At 74.1% G+C, this 16,524-nt stretch carries 15 protein-coding genes; 10 read left to right on the top strand and 5 right to left on the bottom strand.

The features are described from left to right. The first annotated feature begins 5 nt into the window (after positions 1-5). The 5 genes from BMW78_RS03770 to BMW78_RS03750 are packed head-to-tail and all read left to right on the top strand — an operon-like array spanning position 6 to position 5,058. Positions 6-1,121, top strand: coding sequence for an energy-coupling factor transporter transmembrane component T (locus BMW78_RS03770; RefSeq protein ID WP_091756629.1), 1,116 nt, complete (start codon positions 6-8; stop codon positions 1,119-1,121). Then, positions 1,118-2,839: an ABC transporter ATP-binding protein gene (locus tag BMW78_RS03765; RefSeq protein WP_091756627.1), complete on the top strand. Its 1,722-nt coding sequence runs from the start codon at positions 1,118-1,120 to the stop codon at positions 2,837-2,839. The genes BMW78_RS03770 and BMW78_RS03765 overlap by 4 nt, the downstream gene beginning before the upstream one ends. Before the next feature lie 8 nt (positions 2,840-2,847). Then, positions 2,848-3,645 carry an ECF transporter S component gene (locus BMW78_RS03760; protein WP_245735643.1) on the top strand — a complete coding sequence of 266 codons (798 nt, stop codon included), beginning with the start codon at positions 2,848-2,850 and terminating at the stop codon, positions 3,643-3,645. Then, positions 3,642-4,193, top strand: a complete 552-nt coding sequence (locus BMW78_RS03755) for a bifunctional adenosylcobinamide kinase/adenosylcobinamide-phosphate guanylyltransferase (protein WP_091756625.1) — start codon at positions 3,642-3,644, stop codon at positions 4,191-4,193. The genes BMW78_RS03760 and BMW78_RS03755 overlap by 4 nt, the downstream gene beginning before the upstream one ends. A 49-nt stretch (positions 4,194-4,242) precedes the next feature. After that, positions 4,243-5,058 (top strand): adenosylcobinamide-GDP ribazoletransferase, encoded by an 816-nt coding sequence (locus tag BMW78_RS03750; RefSeq protein WP_218144215.1) that lies wholly within the window; start codon positions 4,243-4,245, stop codon positions 5,056-5,058. Here BMW78_RS03750 and BMW78_RS03745 read toward each other — a convergent pair. Together BMW78_RS03745 and gcvT are read right to left on the bottom strand one after the other, a co-directional pair. Next, positions 5,055-5,909 carry an LLM class flavin-dependent oxidoreductase gene (locus BMW78_RS03745; RefSeq protein ID WP_091756623.1) on the bottom strand — a complete coding sequence of 285 codons (855 nt, stop codon included), beginning with the start codon at positions 5,907-5,909 and terminating at the stop codon, positions 5,055-5,057. The two genes, BMW78_RS03750 and BMW78_RS03745, sit on opposite strands and share 4 nt — an antisense overlap. A gap of 101 nt (positions 5,910-6,010) precedes the next feature. Further along, the gene (gene gcvT / locus BMW78_RS03740; RefSeq protein ID WP_091756621.1) at positions 6,011-7,120 is read right to left on the bottom strand and encodes a glycine cleavage system aminomethyltransferase GcvT; all 1,110 of its coding nucleotides are present in this window, start codon (positions 7,118-7,120) and stop codon (positions 6,011-6,013) included. A 108-nt stretch (positions 7,121-7,228) separates the two neighbouring features. Between gcvT and BMW78_RS03735 the strand changes: the two genes are divergently transcribed. Next, positions 7,229-8,758 carry a leucyl aminopeptidase gene (locus tag BMW78_RS03735; RefSeq protein WP_091756619.1) on the top strand — a complete coding sequence of 510 codons (1,530 nt, stop codon included), beginning with the start codon at positions 7,229-7,231 and terminating at the stop codon, positions 8,756-8,758. Between the two features lie 89 nt (positions 8,759-8,847). Here BMW78_RS03735 and BMW78_RS03730 read toward each other — a convergent pair whose 3' ends face one another. Next, positions 8,848-9,057, bottom strand: coding sequence for a DUF5302 domain-containing protein (locus tag BMW78_RS03730; RefSeq protein ID WP_091757350.1), 210 nt, complete (start codon positions 9,055-9,057; stop codon positions 8,848-8,850). Positions 9,058-9,188: 131 nt separating this feature from the next. Further along, positions 9,189-9,464, bottom strand: coding sequence for a hypothetical protein (locus tag BMW78_RS03725; protein ID WP_342707698.1), 276 nt, complete (start codon positions 9,462-9,464; stop codon positions 9,189-9,191). 319 nt (positions 9,465-9,783) lie between these two features. On the opposite strand from BMW78_RS03725, the gene lpdA reads away from it, so the two are divergent. The 3 genes from lpdA (at position 9,784) to BMW78_RS03710 (ending at position 14,070) form a co-directional block, all read left to right on the top strand. After that, on the top strand, positions 9,784-11,163 hold the full coding sequence (gene lpdA / locus BMW78_RS03720) for a dihydrolipoyl dehydrogenase (protein ID WP_091756615.1): 1,380 nt from the start codon (positions 9,784-9,786) through the stop codon (positions 11,161-11,163). A 96-nt stretch (positions 11,164-11,259) separates the two neighbouring features. Further along, positions 11,260-13,155, top strand: coding sequence for a 2-oxoglutarate dehydrogenase, E2 component, dihydrolipoamide succinyltransferase (sucB, locus tag BMW78_RS03715; RefSeq protein WP_091756612.1), 1,896 nt, complete (start codon positions 11,260-11,262; stop codon positions 13,153-13,155). 12 nt (positions 13,156-13,167) lie between these two features. Then, positions 13,168-14,070: a TIGR01777 family oxidoreductase gene (locus tag BMW78_RS03710; protein ID WP_091756610.1), complete on the top strand. Its 903-nt coding sequence runs from the start codon at positions 13,168-13,170 to the stop codon at positions 14,068-14,070. Positions 14,071-14,079: 9 nt separating this feature from the next. Here BMW78_RS03710 and BMW78_RS03705 read toward each other — a convergent pair whose 3' ends face one another. Further along, positions 14,080-15,678 (bottom strand): serine/threonine-protein kinase, encoded by a 1,599-nt coding sequence (locus BMW78_RS03705; protein ID WP_091756608.1) that lies wholly within the window; start codon positions 15,676-15,678, stop codon positions 14,080-14,082. A gap of 102 nt (positions 15,679-15,780) precedes the next feature. Here BMW78_RS03705 and BMW78_RS03700 point away from each other — a divergent pair, with 102 nt between their 5' ends. Continuing rightward, positions 15,781-16,506: a Type 1 glutamine amidotransferase-like domain-containing protein gene (locus tag BMW78_RS03700; RefSeq protein ID WP_091756606.1), complete on the top strand. Its 726-nt coding sequence runs from the start codon at positions 15,781-15,783 to the stop codon at positions 16,504-16,506. Positions 16,507-16,524 lie beyond the last annotated feature (18 nt).

Here is a 16,524-nt window from a genome sequence, read left to right as displayed (position 1 = left end):
ACACCGTGACCCCCCGGCTCGGCTCCACCCCCCTCCCCAGGCTGCTGCACCCGGCAGCCTGGTGGGCCTGGGGTGTGGGCCTGGCCGTGGCCGCCTCGCAGACGACGAACCCGCTCCTGCTCGCGCTGGTCGTGGCCGTGGCTGCCTGGGTCGTGCTCGAGCGGCGTGAGGTGGGGGCGACGAACCCGCTCGTCCCCTTCCTCCTGGTCGGCCTGTTCGCCATCGGCCTGAGAGTCGTGATGGTCGGGCTGCTCGGCGGCGGGGTCACCGGCCGCGTCGTGCTCTTCCGGCTGCCCGAGGTGCCGCTGCCCGCGTGGACGAGCGGCGTGCGCATCGGCGGGGCCGTGACCCTCGAGGGCCTGTTGGCGGCGCTCTACGAGGGGCTGCGGCTGGCGGCGATCCTGGCCTGTCTCGGCGCCGTGAACGCCCTCGCCAGCCCGCGGCGGCTGCTGCGCTACGTGCCAGCCACCCTCTACGAGGTCGGCACCGCGGTCGTCGTGGCCCTGACCTTCGCGCCGCAGATGGTCGACGACGCGGCCCGGGTGCGGGCGGCCCGCCGGCTGCGTGGCCACACCGGCCGCGGCCTGCGGGAGATCGGCCGGCTGGCGGTGCCCGTCCTGGTGGGGGGCCTCGAGCGCTCGCTCGACCTCGCTGCCTCCATGGAGGCCCGCGGCTACGGCCGGGTGGTCCGACGGTCGGCGGCGTCGACCCGCTTCGCCGCCGGGCTGACCTTGGTGGGCCTGCTGGGCGTCGTCGTGGGCCTGTACGGCCTGCTCGACGCGACCAGCCCGGCGGTGCTGGGCCTGCCGATGCTCGTCGTCGGCGTGCTCTGCGCCGGTGCGGCCCTCGTCGTCGGGGCCCGTCGCGACCCCCGCACCCGCTACCGCCGCGACCCCTGGGCCGGCCCGGAGTGGCTCGTCTCGCTCAGCGGCCTGGTCCCCGCGGTCGTGCTCACGGCCGGGGCAGTGCTGTCGTGGCCGGGCCTGGTGCCGCACCAGGTTCCGGCCGGCCTCCCGCCCGTACCGCTCGGTATGGTGGCCGCGATCGCCGTCGCCGCCCTGCCGGCCGTCGCCGCACCTGTTCCACCTCTGCTCGCCCGCTCCCGTGAGGCCGCCGCATGATCTCCTTCGACGCCGTCGGCGTGAGCTACGCGGACACCTCCGATGACCGTGACGCCTCCGGCCACGGGGCCCCTGGCGGGTCCGCGGGGGGCGCCGGGACCACGGAGACCACCGACACCACCGTCTTCAGCGGGGCGACGTTCCGGGTGCCCGAGGGGGAGCTCGTCCTGGTCGTCGGGCCCACCGGCTCCGGCAAGTCGACCCTCCTTCGCTGCATCAACGGCCTCGTGCCGCACTTCTCCGGCGGCACGCTCCACGGCACCGTGACGGTCGCCGGGCGCGACACCCGCACGCACCGGCCCCGCGACCTCGCCGACCTCGTGGGGTTCGTGGTGCAGGACCCGCTGTCCTCCTTCGTGACCGACACCGTCGAGGAGGAGATCGCCTACGGCATGGAGGCTCTGGGAGTCGACGCCACCTCGATGCGGCGGCGGGTGGAGGAGACCCTCGACCTGCTCGGCCTCGCCGACGTCCGCGGCCGGCCGCTGCGCGACCTGTCCGGCGGTCAGCAGCAGCGGGTGGCGATCGGGGCCGTCCTCGCCGCCGGACCGCGCATCCTCGTGCTCGACGAGCCGACCTCCGCCCTGGACCCCGTGGCCGCCGAGGACGTGCTCGCCACGCTGCACCGCCTCGTGCACGACCTCGGCATCACGGTGGTCGTCGCCGAGCACCGCCTGGAGCGGGTCATCCACCACGCCGACCACGTCGTGCTCATCGGCGACGGACGGGTCTCGGGGCTGCTCGACCCGGCCGACGCGATGGTCACCTCACCCATCTACCCGCCGATCATCGGCCTGGGCCGGGCGCTGCGCTGGTCGCCGCTCCCCCTCTCGATCCGCGACGCGCGGCGGCGCGCCAGCGAGGTGCGCGAGAGCCTCGCCCTCCTCCCTGCACCCTCCCCCACGCCGGCGCGCCCTGCCGCCCTCGACGGGGAGCTGCCGGAAGGCCTGGACGGCGCCGCGGTCGCGCGCGTCGACGGCCTGTCGGTGCGCCGCGGCTCCGTCGTCGCCCTCCGCTCGGTGAGCGTCGCGGTCGCCCCCGGCGAGGTGGTGGCGGTCATGGGTCGCAACGGCGCCGGGAAGTCCACGCTGCTGTCCGCCCTCGTCGGCCAGCTCCGCCCGTCGGCGGGCACCGTGCGGCTCGGCCCCCTGGACCCCTCGGGGGCGCGTCCCGCCGAGGTGGTGCGGCGGGCGGGCATGGTGCCCCAGGACCCCTCGCTCATCCTGTATGCGGAGTCGGTCGCCGGGGAGTGCACGGCCGCCGACCGTGACTTCGGGCTCCCCAGGGGCACGACCGCCGGCGTTCTACGCCGGATCGTGCCCGACGTCGACGCCGAGCAGCACCCCCGCGACCTGTCGGAGGGCCAGCGGGTCTCGCTGGCCCTGGCGGTGATCCTCGCCTCCGAGCCCGACGTGGTGCTGCTCGACGAGCCGACCCGCGGCCTGGACTACGCCGCCAAGCGCCGCCTCGTCGCGCTCCTCCAGCAGCTCGCCGCCACCGGCCACGCCGTCGTGCTGGCCACCCACGACGTCGAGCTCGCCGCCGAGGTCGCCACCCGGGTGGTCGTGCTCGCCGAGGGTGAGGTGGTGGCCGACGGCAGCGCGGCGTCGGTCCTGCCCGGCTCGCCGGCCTTCGCACCTCAGGTCTCGAAGATCCTGCACCCGCTGCACTTCCTCACGGTCGACCAGGTGGTCGCCGCCACCGGGGCCGCGTCGTGAGCGGTGTCGTGAGCGCCTCCCGCGGGGTGCGGGCCGGCGCCATGGGCCTGGTCATGGTGGTGGGCGTGGTCGCGTTCACCTGGCCGTTCCTCGTGACACCCGGCTCGGAGCTCTCCCAGCTCGGCCACTCGGGCGACGCCTCCCTGCTGTTCGTGCTGCTGATGGCCCTGCTCGGGCTGGTGCTGCTCTCCGAGATGTCCTCGGGCCACCTGGACGCCAAGGGCGTCGCGGTGCTCGGCGTGCTCGCCGCCGCCGGTGGCGCCCTGCGGGTGCTCTCGGCCGGAACCGCCGGACTCGAGCCGATGTTCTTCCTCCTCGTCGTCGCCGGCCGGGCCCTGGGGGCCAGCAAGGGTTTCCTCCTCGGCGCCCTGGCCCTGCTCGCATCCGCCTTCCTCACCGCCGGCATCGGGCCGTGGACGCCCTTCCAGATGCTCTGCTGCGGCTGGGTCGCCATGGGTGCCGGCCTGCTGCCGAGGAGCTCCGGCTGGACCGAGCGGCTGGTCCTGGCCGTGTACGGGCTGGTGTCGGGCATGGTCTACGGTGCCGTCATGAACCTCTGGTTCTGGCCGTTCATGGGGGGCACCGCGCCCGTGGGTGCCGGGTTCGTGCCCGACGCCGGTGCTGCCGCGAACCTGCACAGCTACGCCGTGTTCTACGTGCTGACCTCGCTCGCCTGGGACCTGCCGCGTGGCCTGCTCACCGCCGCCCTGGTCCTCGTCGCCGCCGGCCCGATGCTCCGCGCCCTGCGGCGCTCCTTGCGGCAGGCCCGTTTCGACGCCCCCGTCCGGTTCGCCACCCCCTCATGACCACGACGCTGGTCCTCGGCGGTGTCCGCAGCGGCAAGAGCCGGTATGCCGAGCAGCTGATGCGCGACCACGACGGGGTCACCTACGTGGCGCCCGGCTACCCGGCCGAGGGCTCGGACGCCGAGTGGGCGGCCCGGGTGGAGCAGCACCAGGCCCGGCGTCCACAGAGCTGGAAGACTCTCGAGACGCTCGACCTCGCCGGTGCCATCCGGGAGGCCACCACACCGCTGCTCATCGACTGCCTGGGGCTGTGGCTGACCCGGTTCATCGACGGCATCGACGGCTGGCAGAATCCGCGGGAGTGCTCGATCGCCGTCGCGTGGGCGGTACGTGACCTGCAGGACGCGTGGCGCACGGCGCCGACGGACGTCGTCGCGGTCACCAACGAGGTCGGCCTCGGCGTGGTGCCCGCCACCCCGGCCGGCGGCCTCTTCCGTGACGAGCTCGGGCGCCTGAACGCCACCCTCTCGGCCATCAGCGACAACGTCGCCCTCGTGGTCGCCGGCCGGGTGCTCGACCTGAGCAACGCGCCCGTCGTCGGCGAGTGAGCCCCACCGCGCCCCACGGGAGCCCGGTGAACGCACGAATGGACGCGGCGTGAACGCGCTGCGGCTCGCCTTCGGGCTGCTCACCGCCGTGCCGGTCGGTCGGCTCCCCCACGTCGACCGGCGCTCTGCGGCGCGGGCGGTGCTGCTGGCTCCGGTCACGAGCGCGCCGCTGCTCGTGCTGCTGGTGGTGGCGCACGCGGTGGTCACGGCCGGAGCCCCTCCCCTGGTGCTGGCGGTGGTGGTCCTCACCGCGGGCGCCCTGCTCAGCCGCGCCATGCACCTCGACGGCCTCGCCGACACGGCCGACGGGCTCTCCGCCGGCTACGACGCCGCGTCGTCGCTGCGGGCCATGAAGGCCTCGGACACCGGGCCCTCGGGCGTCGCGGCCGTCGTGCTGGCCCTGCTGCTCCAGGCCACCTCACTCGCCGCACTGCTCCCCTCCACCTGGGGCACGGCCCTGGCCGTGGCGGCGTGGCTGGCCTCGCGACACTCGGTGGCCTGGGCCTGTCGCCGTGGGGTGCCCGCGGCGCAGGACACGGGCCTCGGCGCGCTCGTCGCCGGGAGCGTGGGGCGAGCGGCGCTCGGCCTGACGGCCGCCGCGGTCGGCGTCTGCTCCGTGGCCTTGGCCGTGGTGGCGCAGGCGGCCGCGAACGGCGTTGCAGCACAGGGCGGCTCGCGGCCGGACCTTCCTGTGGCGGTGGTCGGCGTGCTGGCCGTGCTCGTCGCGGGCCTGGTGGCGGCACACCTGCTCGTCCGTCGCTGCCGCCACCGGTTGGGCGGGGTCACCGGTGACGTGCTCGGTGCCGGGATCGAGGTGGCACTGACGACGGGCCTCGTCACCGCTGCCCTGCTCGTCTCGCTCTAGCCGGGCGGCCCCTGCTCGACCCGGCGACGCACCTCGGCCAGCCCCTCTGGCCCCTGCGGCACACCCCACCAGCTCTCGACCCACCAGGTGCCCCCGGCCTGCTCCCAGTCCGACGGTGTTCCCTCGAGCTGGGCGAACTCGCCGCTGGAGTCACCCTCGACCACCACGTCGTAGCCCTCCCACGGCAGGTCCAGCCGTTCGCGTTGCTCCCGGACGCGGCGCACCACCTCGGCGAACGAGTCGAGGTCGTAGTTCGACCCCGGCTCGGGCTGCGACCGGTCGACGACGAAGGGCAGGAGCCCGTCCCAGCGCGCCGCCCGCTCCAGCGAGGGCTGGCGCTCACGGCCCGGCACGAAGGCACCGACCACCCACACGGGCGGCCTCGGCTGCTGCACCGGTGGTGGGGGCAGCAGGAAGTCGGTCGGCCTGGCCGACCAGTGCTTGCCGTCGAAGGCGAACGGCTGCCCACGCATCAGCCCGTCGTAGACGGCCAGCGCCTCGTCGAGCTTCTCCGCCCGCACCCTCCGCCCCTCGTCGGCCTCGAAGGCGGTCCACCCCTCGTGCAGGGCGCCGAGCCCCGCGCCCACGACGGCCCGACCCCGCGACAGGCGGTCGACGGTGCCGACGCGGGAGGCGAGGTCCCACGGCTTCCAGCGCGGCACGGGCGTGAGCAGGGTGCCCAGGCGGATCCGCTCGGTGACCATCGCCGCCGCGCCCAGGGTCACCCAGGCGTCGACGCCGAAGACCGCCTCCCAGGTGAAGATGCCGTCCCAGCCGCGCTGCTCCCCCAGCGCCGCCAGCTCGGTGAACTCGCGGGTGTCGGCGTACGGGACCACGAAACCGAAGCGCATGTCCCCACGCTAGGAGGCACCACCGACAGCCGACAGGGGGACGACGGTGCGCCGGCCCGCGGGCCGGCGACGCGGCATACCCGGTCGTCGGGCAGCAGGGCTCAGGACTCGCGCACGCCCACCTCGACGAAGGGCGGGCGCTTCACCACGGCCGCCACGTCGCGGCCACGGACGTCGATGACCACCTCGTCGCCCTCGGCCACCGTGGGCGCCAGCAGGGCGAGCGCGATGCCCTGCTTCAGCGTCGGGGAGAAGGTGCCCGAGGTGACCTCGCCCAGCGCCTCGCCCGACGCCGAGCGCACCGCGCAGTGCGAGCGCGGGATGCCGCGGCCGGTGACGACCAGGCCCCAGGCGACGCGTGAGGGCCCGGCCGCCTTCTCGGCGACGAGGGCGTCCCTGCCCCAGAAGGTGTCCTTCTTCCAGCCGACCGCCCAGCCGACGCGGGCCTGCACGGGCGTGATCTCGGTGCTGAGCTCGTGACCGTGCAGCGCATAGCCCATCTCGGTGCGCAGGGTGTCGCGGGCCCCGAGGCCACAGGGCAGGCCGCCCTGCGCGCGGGCCGCCTCGATCAGCGCGTCCCACAGGTCGGCGGCGACGTCCCAGGCCGGCACGAGCTCGTAGCCGCGCTCGCCGGTGTAGCCGGTGCGGCAGACGATCAAGGGGTGGCCCTGCCACTGCGTCTCGACGAACGACATGTAGTCGTGGCCGGACGGCAGCCCGAGCGCCTCGAGGACCTCGTCGCTCTGCGGGCCCTGAACGGCGAGGACGCCGTAGCCCTCGTGGAGGTTCTCGACCTCGATGCCCTCGGGCGCAGCCGCCTTCAGCAGCTCGACGACCTCACCGGTGTTGGCCGCGTTGGGGATGAGGAAGACGTCGTCGTCGCTGCGCAGGTAGGCGATGAGGTCGTCGACCACGCCGCCGGAGTCGTTGCAGCACAACGTGTACTGCGCCTTCCCCGGCTCGATGCGGTTCAGGTCGTTGGCCAGGCAGGCGTTGACGAAGTCCTTGGCGCCCGGGCCGCGGACGCTCGCCTTGCCCAGGTGCGAGACGTCGAAGACGCCGACGGCGGTGCGCACCGCCGTGTGCTCGGCGACCACGCCGCCACCGGGGTACTCGATGGGCATCTCCCAGCCGCCGAAGTCGGCCATCTTGGCGCCGAGCGCCACGTGCTTCTCGTGCAGGGGGGACGTCTTCAGGGCACCGTTGCTCATGGGCCGAACCGTACCGTCACCGGCCGCCCCGGCCCGGCGTGGCTATCCTGCGAGGGCCAGTCGCCCCCACCCGAGACCCTCTCCCGACCGCGAAGGACCACGCACCCCGTGACCACTGTGAACCTCTCCGACCGCTCGGCCCACGACGTCAGGGCCGACGCGCTCGTCCTCGCCACCGTCTCCTCCGGCGGGTCCGCCGCGCTCGCCGACGGCCACGGCCTGCCCCCCGAGACCGCGAACCACCTGACCTCCGCGCTGGCCACGCTGTCGGCGAAGGGCAAGGCCGACGAGGTGCTCAAGCTCGCCGCCGTGCCCGGCGTGAAGGCGCCGCTGGTCGTGCTGACCGGCCTCGGCGAGGTCACCGACGGCCCGTCCACCGAGGCGCTGCGCCGGGCGGCCGGCGCCGCCACGCGGGCACTGTCCGGCGTGGGCACGGTCGCCGTCGCCCTGCCGGGCACCGGCGCCGACGAGGTGGCCGCGGTCGCCGAGGGGGCCGCGCTGGGCTGCTACCGGTATGCCGGAGTGCGCGGGGGGTCCGCCGGCAGGACCGCCAAGGGTGGCAAGGACGCCGGCAAGGACAAGGCCGCCGCCCCCGGCACCGTCACCGTCGTCACGGGCACCGCGAAGGACAAGGCGGTGAAGGCCGCCGCGAAGCGCGCCGCCGTGCTGGCCGACGCCACGGCGTACGCCCGCGAACTGGTGAACACCCCGCCCAACCTGCTCTTCCCGCAGTCCTTCGCCGACTCGGTGAAGGAGCGCGCCGGCGCCGCGTCGGCCAAGGTGGCCGTGAAGGTGCTCGACGAGAAGGCGCTCCTCAAGGGCGGTTTCGGCGGCATCGTCGGCGTCGGCCAGGGCTCGGCCAACCCGCCGCGCATCGTCGAGCTGTCGTGGAAGCCCGCCCGAGCCAAGGCCTCGCTGGCCCTGGTCGGCAAGGGCATCACCTTCGACTCCGGTGGCCTGTGCATCAAGCCGCCGGCCAGCATGCTGACCATGAAGTCCGACATGGCCGGCGCCGCAGCGGTGGCCGCGACCGTCTTCGCCGCCGCCGAGCTCGGCCTCCCCGTGGCCGTGACCGGCTACCTCTGCCTCGCCGAGAACATGCCGAGTGGCACCGCCCAGCGTCCGGGCGACGTGGTCACCATGCGCGACGGCACCACCGTCGAGATCATCGACACCGACGCCGAGGGCCGCATGGTGCTCGGCGACGGCATCTGCCTCGCGGGCGAGTCCACGCCGGACGCCATCGTCGACATCGCCACCCTCACGGGCGCGCAGATGGTCGCCCTCGGCGCGCGTGTCGCCGGCATCATGGCCAACGACGACGCCTTCCGCGACACCGTGCGTGACGCCGCGCAGCGCGCCGGCGAGGCCGCCTGGCCCATGCCGCTGCCCGACGACCTGCGCCCGCAGCTCGACTCGACCGTCGCCGACCTCGCCCACAAGGGCGAGCGCTGGGGCGGCATGCTGACCGCGGGCCTGTTCCTCAAGCAGTTCGTCGGCGAGGGCCTGCCGTGGGCGCACATCGACATCGCGGGACCGTCGTTCAACGAGGGCGGCGCGTGGGGGCACACCCCCAAGGGCGGCACCGGTTTCGGCGTGGCGACGCTGCTGTCGCTGGCCGAGGGCTACGCCGGCTGACCGCTCGCGACGACCATCCCGGGTCGACGCCGCCGAGACGCACGCGGGGCCCCGTTCGAGTCGAACGGGGCCCCGCGGCGCGCCTGCCTCTAGCCGCTCTTGCGGCGGAACATCTGCTGCGTGGCGTTCGTCGCCGCGCCCTGCTCGTGGCCGACCTTCGAGCGGTCGTGGCCGTCGGAGACGTCACGCCCGCCGTGCGCGTGCTTGCGCTCGAGCGCCTCACGGAACTTCTTCTTGAGGTCCTCGTCCGCGCCCGCGCGGCCGGAGCCCTTGTCGGACCCCTTCGACGTGTTCGCCATGGTCACTCCCGTTCGTTCGGTGGTGGTGCGGCCAGCCTTGCACCGCGAGCAGCCTTGCGGCCACACCTTTTGACTGTATGCCGCGTCGTGCCTCGCGGCGCCGGCGGCTCACCCCGTGGGGTGCTGGCAGCTCAGGCCTTGCGGCGCTGGCGCGAGTTCCACTCGCGCATCCGGTTGGGGTAGCCGGTCTGGTTCACGTCGTAGACCGGCACGCCGAGGCTGCGCGCGAGGTCGAAGGCGGCCTGCCGGCTCCCGGCCGCACGCCGGGTCCACTCGCCGTCGTGCGCGATGAGGATGACGGTGGTGGCCGTGACGTTGGTGGGCGGCTCGACGTAGGCCTCCACCCCCCTGCGGCTCGCGACGAACTGCGCCAGGTGACTGCGCACCGCGTCGCGGTCGACGGACATGTTCGGTCCGTCCGAGGGCCCCCTGCCCAGCCGCCTCCCGCGGCCGCGTCTCCACCACGCCATGTCACCACCTTAGGTGGGGGCCCTGTGGCGAGACTGTGTTTCGCGCGGTGTCGCCACCTGTCGTGTCCCGCCTCGTACGAGCACGCGACCTGGCGCAGCCGAGCACGCGACGGGCGGCGCGTCCGAGGTGGGACCTGCTTGCGCCTGCGAGAGCAAAGAGTGACAAGATGCACCCAAGTCGGTTTGCGCCGCGGCACGACCTGCCGGGTGGGCGGCCGGCGGCCCGTTCACGCGAAAGACGCTAGGAGCGAGACGTATGTCGGCTGACGCCGAGAAGACCTTCGACATCGTGATCCTCGGAGGCGGCAGCGGCGGCTACGCATGCGCGCTCCGCGGAGCAGAGCTCGGCCTCAGCGTCGCCCTCGTCGAGAAGTCGAAGCTCGGCGGCACCTGCCTCCACCAGGGCTGCATTCCCACCAAGGCGCTGCTGCACGCCGCCGAGGTCGCCGACAGCGCCCGTGAGGGCGAGAAGTTCGGCGTGAAGTCGACCTTCGAGTCCGTCGACATGAGCGGTGTGCACCGTTACAAGGACGGCGTCGTCAGCCGGCTGCACAAGGGCCTGCAGAGCCTCGTGAAGGGCAAGTCCATCGAGTACGTCGAGGGCGAGGGCCGCCTCGTGGCGCCCGACACCGTCGAGGTCGGCGGCCGCCGGCTCACCGGGCGCAACGTCGTGCTGGCCACCGGCTCCTACGCCAAGTCGCTCCCCGGCCTGGAGGTCTCCGGCCGCATCATGACGAGCGAGCAGGCGCTCGAGCTCGACTTCGTCCCGCCACGCGTCGTCGTCCTCGGCGGCGGCGTCATCGGCGTCGAGTTCGCCTCCGTCTTCAAGAGCTTCGGCTCCGAAGTCACCATCGTCGAGGCGCTCCCCCGCCTCGTGGCGGCCGAGGACGAGTCGGTGTCCAAGCAGCTCGAGCGCAGCTTCCGCAAGCGCAAGATCGCCTTCCGGACGGGCGTGCGCTTCGAGGGCGCCACCCAGAACGGCGACACGGTCACCGTGTCGCTCGAGGGCGGCGAGACGATCGAGACCGACCTCCTGCTCGTCGCCGTCGGCCGCGGACCGGTCACCGACGGGCTCGGGTACGAGGAGGCCGGCGTCCGGCTCGACCGCGGCTACGTCGTCACCGACGATCGCTGCCGCACCGGCGTGCCCGGGGTGTTCGCGGTCGGCGACATCGTGCCCGGCCTCCAGCTCGCCCACCGCGGCTTCGCCCAGGGCATCTTCGTCGCCGAGGAGATCGCCGGGCTCGCGCCCGCGCCGGTCGACGACCTCGGCATCCCGCGCGTCACCTACTGCGACCCGGAGATCGCGTCGGTCGGGCTCACCGAGACCCAGGCCCGCGAGAAGTACGGCGACGTCGAGGTGTTCGAGTACGGCCTCGGCGGCAACGGCAAGTCGCAGATCCTGCAGACGCAGGGCTTCGTCAAGCTCGTCCGCGAGAAGGACGGCCCGGTCGTCGGCGTCCACATGATCGGCGCGCGGATGGGCGAGCAGGTCGGCGAGGCCCAGCTGATCTACAACTGGGAGGCCCTTCCCTCCGACGTCGCGAGCCTGGTGCACGCCCACCCGACCCAGAACGAGGCGCTGGGAGAGGCGCACATGGCCCTGGCCGGCAAGCCGCTCCACGTGCACGCGTGACGTCCCCCCACCTGACGACCTCCGACCTGACATCACTGACCCCGAAGACTGTCGAAGAACCGCAGCCAGCGAAGAACTACAAGGAGATTTGAGCCCATGTCTGAACGCGTGACCATGCCGGCCCTGGGTGAGTCGGTCACCGAAGGCACCGTGACGCGCTGGCTGAAGAACGTCGGCGACACCGTGGCAGTCGACGAGCCGCTGCTCGAGGTCTCGACCGACAAGGTCGACACCGAGATCCCCTCGCCGGTGGCCGGCGTCCTCCAGGAGATCCTCGTGGCCGAGGACGACACGGTTCCCGTCGGCGCCGACCTCGCGGTCATCGGTGACGGCTCCGCGCCGTCGGGCGAGCAGGGCGGAGGCGAGCAGGAGCCGGCCGCCGAGCCGCAGGCCCAGGAGGCCCCGGCCGCCGAGGCGCCCTCGACCGAGCAGCCCGAGCAGCCCGCCACCTCCGAGCCGGAGCACGCGCAGGCACAGCAGGAGCAGCCGCAGCAGCCGTCCGGCGACCAGGGCGGCCAGCAGGGTGGCGGCCAGGGCGAGACCGTGAAGATGCCGGCGCTCGGCGAGTCCGTCACCGAGGGCACCGTGACCCGCTGGCTCAAGGCCGAGGGCGACGAGGTCGCCGTCGACGAGCCGCTGCTCGAGGTCTCCACCGACAAGGTCGACACCGAGATCCCCTCGCCGGTCGCGGGCACCCTGACCAGGATCCTCGTGGCCGAGGACGACACCGTGCCGGTCGGCGCCGACCTCGCCGTCATCGGCGGGTCCGCCGCGGGTGCGGCCGCCGCACCGCAGGAGGAGACCCGCACCGAGCCCCAGGCCGAGCAGCCGGCACCGCAGGAGGAGGCGGCCCAGCAGCAGGCGGCCCGCCAGGCGGAGGCCCCCGCACCGCAGGCCCCGCAGGCAGCTCCGGCTCCTGCGCAGGCTCCTGCTCCCGCGCAGGCTCCTGCTCCCGCGCAGGCTCCTGCTCCCGCGCAGGCTCCTGCTCCCGCGCAGGCTCCTGCTCCCGCGCAGGCCCCGGCCCCGGCCCAGGGTGGCGAGGACGCCTCGGCCTATGTGACCCCGCTGGTCCGCAAGCTCGCAGCCGAGAACAACGTCGACCTCTCCTCCCTCAAGGGCACCGGTGTCGGCGGACGCATCCGCAAGCAGGACGTCCTCGACGCCGCCAAGGCGGCGCAGGAGGCTGCGCAGCCTGCAGCCCAGCCGGCTGCCGCCGCACCGGCCCCGGCCGCGGCTCCCGCTGGGGCACCGGCCACCGTGCCGGCCGCCTCGCCGAAGCGCGGCACCACCGAGAAGATGTCGCGCCTGCGCAAGGTGATCGCCCAGCGCATGGTCGAGTCGCTGCAGGTGTCGGCGCAGCTCACCACCGTGGTCGAGGTCGACGTCACCAAGATCGCGCGGCTGCGGGCCCGGGCCAAGGGTGAGTTCGAGCGCCGTGAGGGCGTCAAGCTCAGCTTCCTGCCGTTCTTCGCCCTGGCCGCTGTCGAGGCGCTCAAGGCGTACCCGATGGTCAACGCCAGCGTCGAGGGCGACGAGATCACCTACCACGGCCAGGAGAACCTCGGTGTCGCCGTCGACACCGAGCGCGGCCTGCTCGTGCCGGTGATCAAGAACGCCGGCGACCTCAACATCGCAGGTCTCGCCCGCGGCATCGCCGACCTGGCGGACCGGACGCGCAACAACAAGATCACGCCTGACGAGCTCGCGGGCGGGACGTTCACGCTGACCAACACCGGCAGCCGTGGCGCCCTGTTCGACACCCCGATCATCAACCAGCCGCAGGTCGGCATCCTCGGCACCGGCGCGGTCGTCAAGCGACCGGTCGTGGTGACCGACGTCGATGGTGGCGAGACGATCGCGATCCGCTCGATGGCCTACCTGGCACTGTCCTACGACCACCGCATCGTCGACGGTGCCGACGCGGCCCGCTTCCTCAGCACCATGAAGCACCGCCTGGAAGAGGGGGCCTTCGAGGCCTCACTCGGCCTCTAGTCAGGAGCCGCCATGCCGCAGCGCGTTGCCATCACCGGGGCCTCCGGAATGATCGGCAGCGCGCTGTCGGCGTTCCTGAGCGCCCGCGGCGACGAGGTGGTGCACGTCGTGCGCCGCCCGGCCCGTACCTCCGCCGAGATCTCCTGGGACCCGAGCAACCGGCAGCTGGAGGCGGCGGCCCTCTCGGGCGTGGACGCGGTGGTGCACCTGGCGGGCGCCAACGTCGGCGAGGAGCGCTGGACGCCCAGCCGGAAGCAGGAGATCTTCGCCTCGCGCGTCGACGGCACCCACACCCTGGCCACGGCCCTCGCCGAGGCCGACCACCCGATCCGGCTGGTGAGCCAGTCGGCGGTCGGCATCTACGGCAGCGACCGCGGCGACGAGGTGCTCACCGAGGACTCGCAGAGCGGCCACGGCTTCCTGGCCGAGGTGGTCCGGGCCTGGGAGGCCGCGGCGGAGCCGGCCCGGGCGGCGGGCCTGTCGGTGGTGCACCCGCGCACCGGCATCGTGCTGGCGCCGGGCGCCGGCGCCATGGGGCCGCTCCTGCGGCTGGCCCAGCTCGGCCTCGCCGGCCCCCTCGGCTCGGGGCGCCAGTTCTGGCCGTGGATCACCCTGCACGACACCGTGCGGGCGCTGGCCTTCCTGGTCGACCGGCCCGAGGTCTCGGGACCGGTCAACGTGGTGGGCCCGGCACCCGCTCGCCAGAAGGACATCGCCGCCGAGCTCGCCCGGCAGCTGCACCGTCCCTCCCTGCTGCCGGCCCCCGGCATGGGACTGCGGCTCTACCTCGGCGAGTTCGCCAACGACATCCTCGGCAGCCAGCGGGTCGTGCCCACCCGGCTGCTCGAGTGTGGCTTCGAGTACGAGCAGGACACCCTGCCGAAGGCCATCTCCTGGCTGCTCGCCCACGCGTGACCGCCCGGCTCAGGCCGTCGCGATGCTTTCGATGCGCCACCGGCCGTCGGACCAGCGCAGGTTCAGGACCAGCGGCGCCCCCCGCTCCGCCGGCCTGCTCGTGGCTCTCGTGGCTCTCGCGGCTCTCGCGGCTCTCGTGGCTCTCGTGGCACCGTCCCTGCCCACCACGTCGTGCGCGGAGGTGTCGACCCGGCACCGCAGGGCCGCCCGCTCACCGGCCGACGAGAGCAGGTCGGCGGACCTGACGCGGAAGCGCAGGTCCTCGTAGCGTTCCCCGCGAGACCGGAGCTCGCGCAGCAGGGCCGCGTCGGCGCGCCAGGCCGCCGAGTCCGGCACGTCGAGCCGGGCCAGGCCGCGGTCGTCCCCCGAGACGAGCACCTCGGACCGCACATCGGCGAGGGCCTGGACCAGGTCTGCCGGACGGCTGCGTGGCGACTGCCGGTCCTGTGCGGCGGTGGGCGGCGTGGCGGGCGCCACCGTCGCGGTGGGCGACATGGCGGCGGGCGGCGTGGGCGGCACCGACCGGGTCGCGGCGGGGCGGCTCACCGGCTCGGCCGCCTGCGCCCGTTCGCGCCATCCCGCAGCCCGGCCGGCGAGCACGAGGGCCGCCACCAGGAGGAGGCCGCCGGCTGCCCCCAGGGGCGCCAGCCGCACCCGAGACGGCTGCCCACGGCGACCGGCCGGCCGGCTGCGCCAGCGGAGCCGAGCGACCCACCGCTCCGGTGACCGCACGGGTTCGCCGGCGACCTCGTGCACGGTCGGGGCAGCGGACCTCAGCCGGTGGGTGATCAGCGAGACCTCGTCGTCGCCGACCACCAGCCGCAGTGGTTCGCACGGTGCCGCGTCGAACAGCCGCAGGGCCACCTCCGCGGCGGAGGGGCGCTCGGACGGCTGCGACGACAGGCACTGCGTCACGACCTCGGCCCAGGCCGACGGCAGCGCCGGCACGAGCTCCGCCAGAGGTCGCCGGATCCCGAGGGGCGCCGGCGGCCCCCCGGTGACGCACGCCCACGCCACGGCGCCCACGGCATACACGTCGGAGGCCGAGGTGGGTTGCTCCCCCGCCTCGACCTCGGGAGCGGTGAAGCCCGGCGTGCCGACCACCTCGCCGGGCGCCTCCCCCACGAGCCGCGCCACGCCGAGGTCGGCGAGCAGGGGCCTGCCACTGCGCTCGAGGAGGACGTTGCCCGGTGAGACGTCGGCGTGCACCACACCGGCGGCGTGCAGCGTCCCCAGGGTCCGGGCGACCGGCGTCACGAGCGTCACCGCCTCCCCTGCGGTCAGGTGCCCGCGCGCCGCGAGCAGGGCCCCGAGCGAGCCGCCTGACACGAGGTCGAGCACCACGGCCACCCGGCTGGGGTCGTCGGGCAGCGAGAAGGCCTCGTGCACCCGCACCAGGCCCTCAGCTGGGAGGCTGCGCAGCACCTCGACCTCGCGCACCGCGCAGTCGCCCTCGCCCCAGGTGGTCACCAGCTTCACCGCGACCTCGGCCCCGTCGGTGCGACGCGTCGCGCGCCACACGACGCTGCTGGCCCCGGCGCCCAGCCGTTCGTGCAGGTCGTAGCCGGGCACCGCGGGCACCCGGTTCGTCATGGGTGTGGCCTCCATGGGCCAACCCTGCCGAGAACCGCGGCCTGCGCCGCCGAGTTCTCCACAGGGGCGCCGGTGGCCCGGTCCGGGGCTCCCACCTCGGGTCCTACGCTCGGGCGCATGCCCGCATCACAGCCGACCATCCTCGCGACGTCCGGTGGCTACCGCTACGGCGAGCGCATCCAGCTCGAGTTCAACGCCCTCCTGCACCACGCGGTGGAGCTCTCCGGCACGGGTCGGTCGACCCCGCGCGTGACCCACCTCGGCACGGCCTCGGGCGACCAGCGGTACTTCAACGACCACATGCAGGAGGCGGCGCGCCACGCCGGTTGGTCGCTGACCAACCTCAACCTGTTCCCGATGCCGAACCTGGACGACATCGAGGGCCATCTGCTCGACCAGGACGTCGTCTGGGTCAACGGCGGCTCGGTGGCGAACCTGCTCGCGGTCTGGGACGTGCACGACCTGCGGCCGGTGTTCCGGCGGGTGTGGGAGGCCGGAGTGGTGCTGGCCGGGGTGTCGGCCGGCTCCATCTGCTGGTTCCTGGGTGGCACGACCGACTCCTTCGGGCCCGAGCTGCGCGCGGTCACCAACGGGCTGGCGCTGCTGCCCTACGGCAACGGCGTGCACTACGACAGCGAGGAGCGTCGTCGCCCGCTGGTGCACCGGCTGGTCGCCGACGGCACGCTGCCCACGACCCACTGCACCGATGACGGGGTCGGCCTCGTCTACCACGGCACCGAGCTGGTGGAGGCGGTCACCGAGCAGGACGGCAAGGGCGCCTACGTCGTCACCCGCGACGGCGACACCGCCGTCGAGGAGCGGCTCGAGCCCCGCCGGATCTGACGCGCCAACGGTCACCCG

Origin of the sequence: Pedococcus cremeus (assembly GCF_900111375.1) — a bacterium.
GTDB lineage: Bacteria > Actinomycetota > Actinomycetes > Actinomycetales > Dermatophilaceae > Pedococcus_A > Pedococcus_A cremeus.
This window is presented reverse-complemented; position numbering and strand designations above follow the sequence as displayed.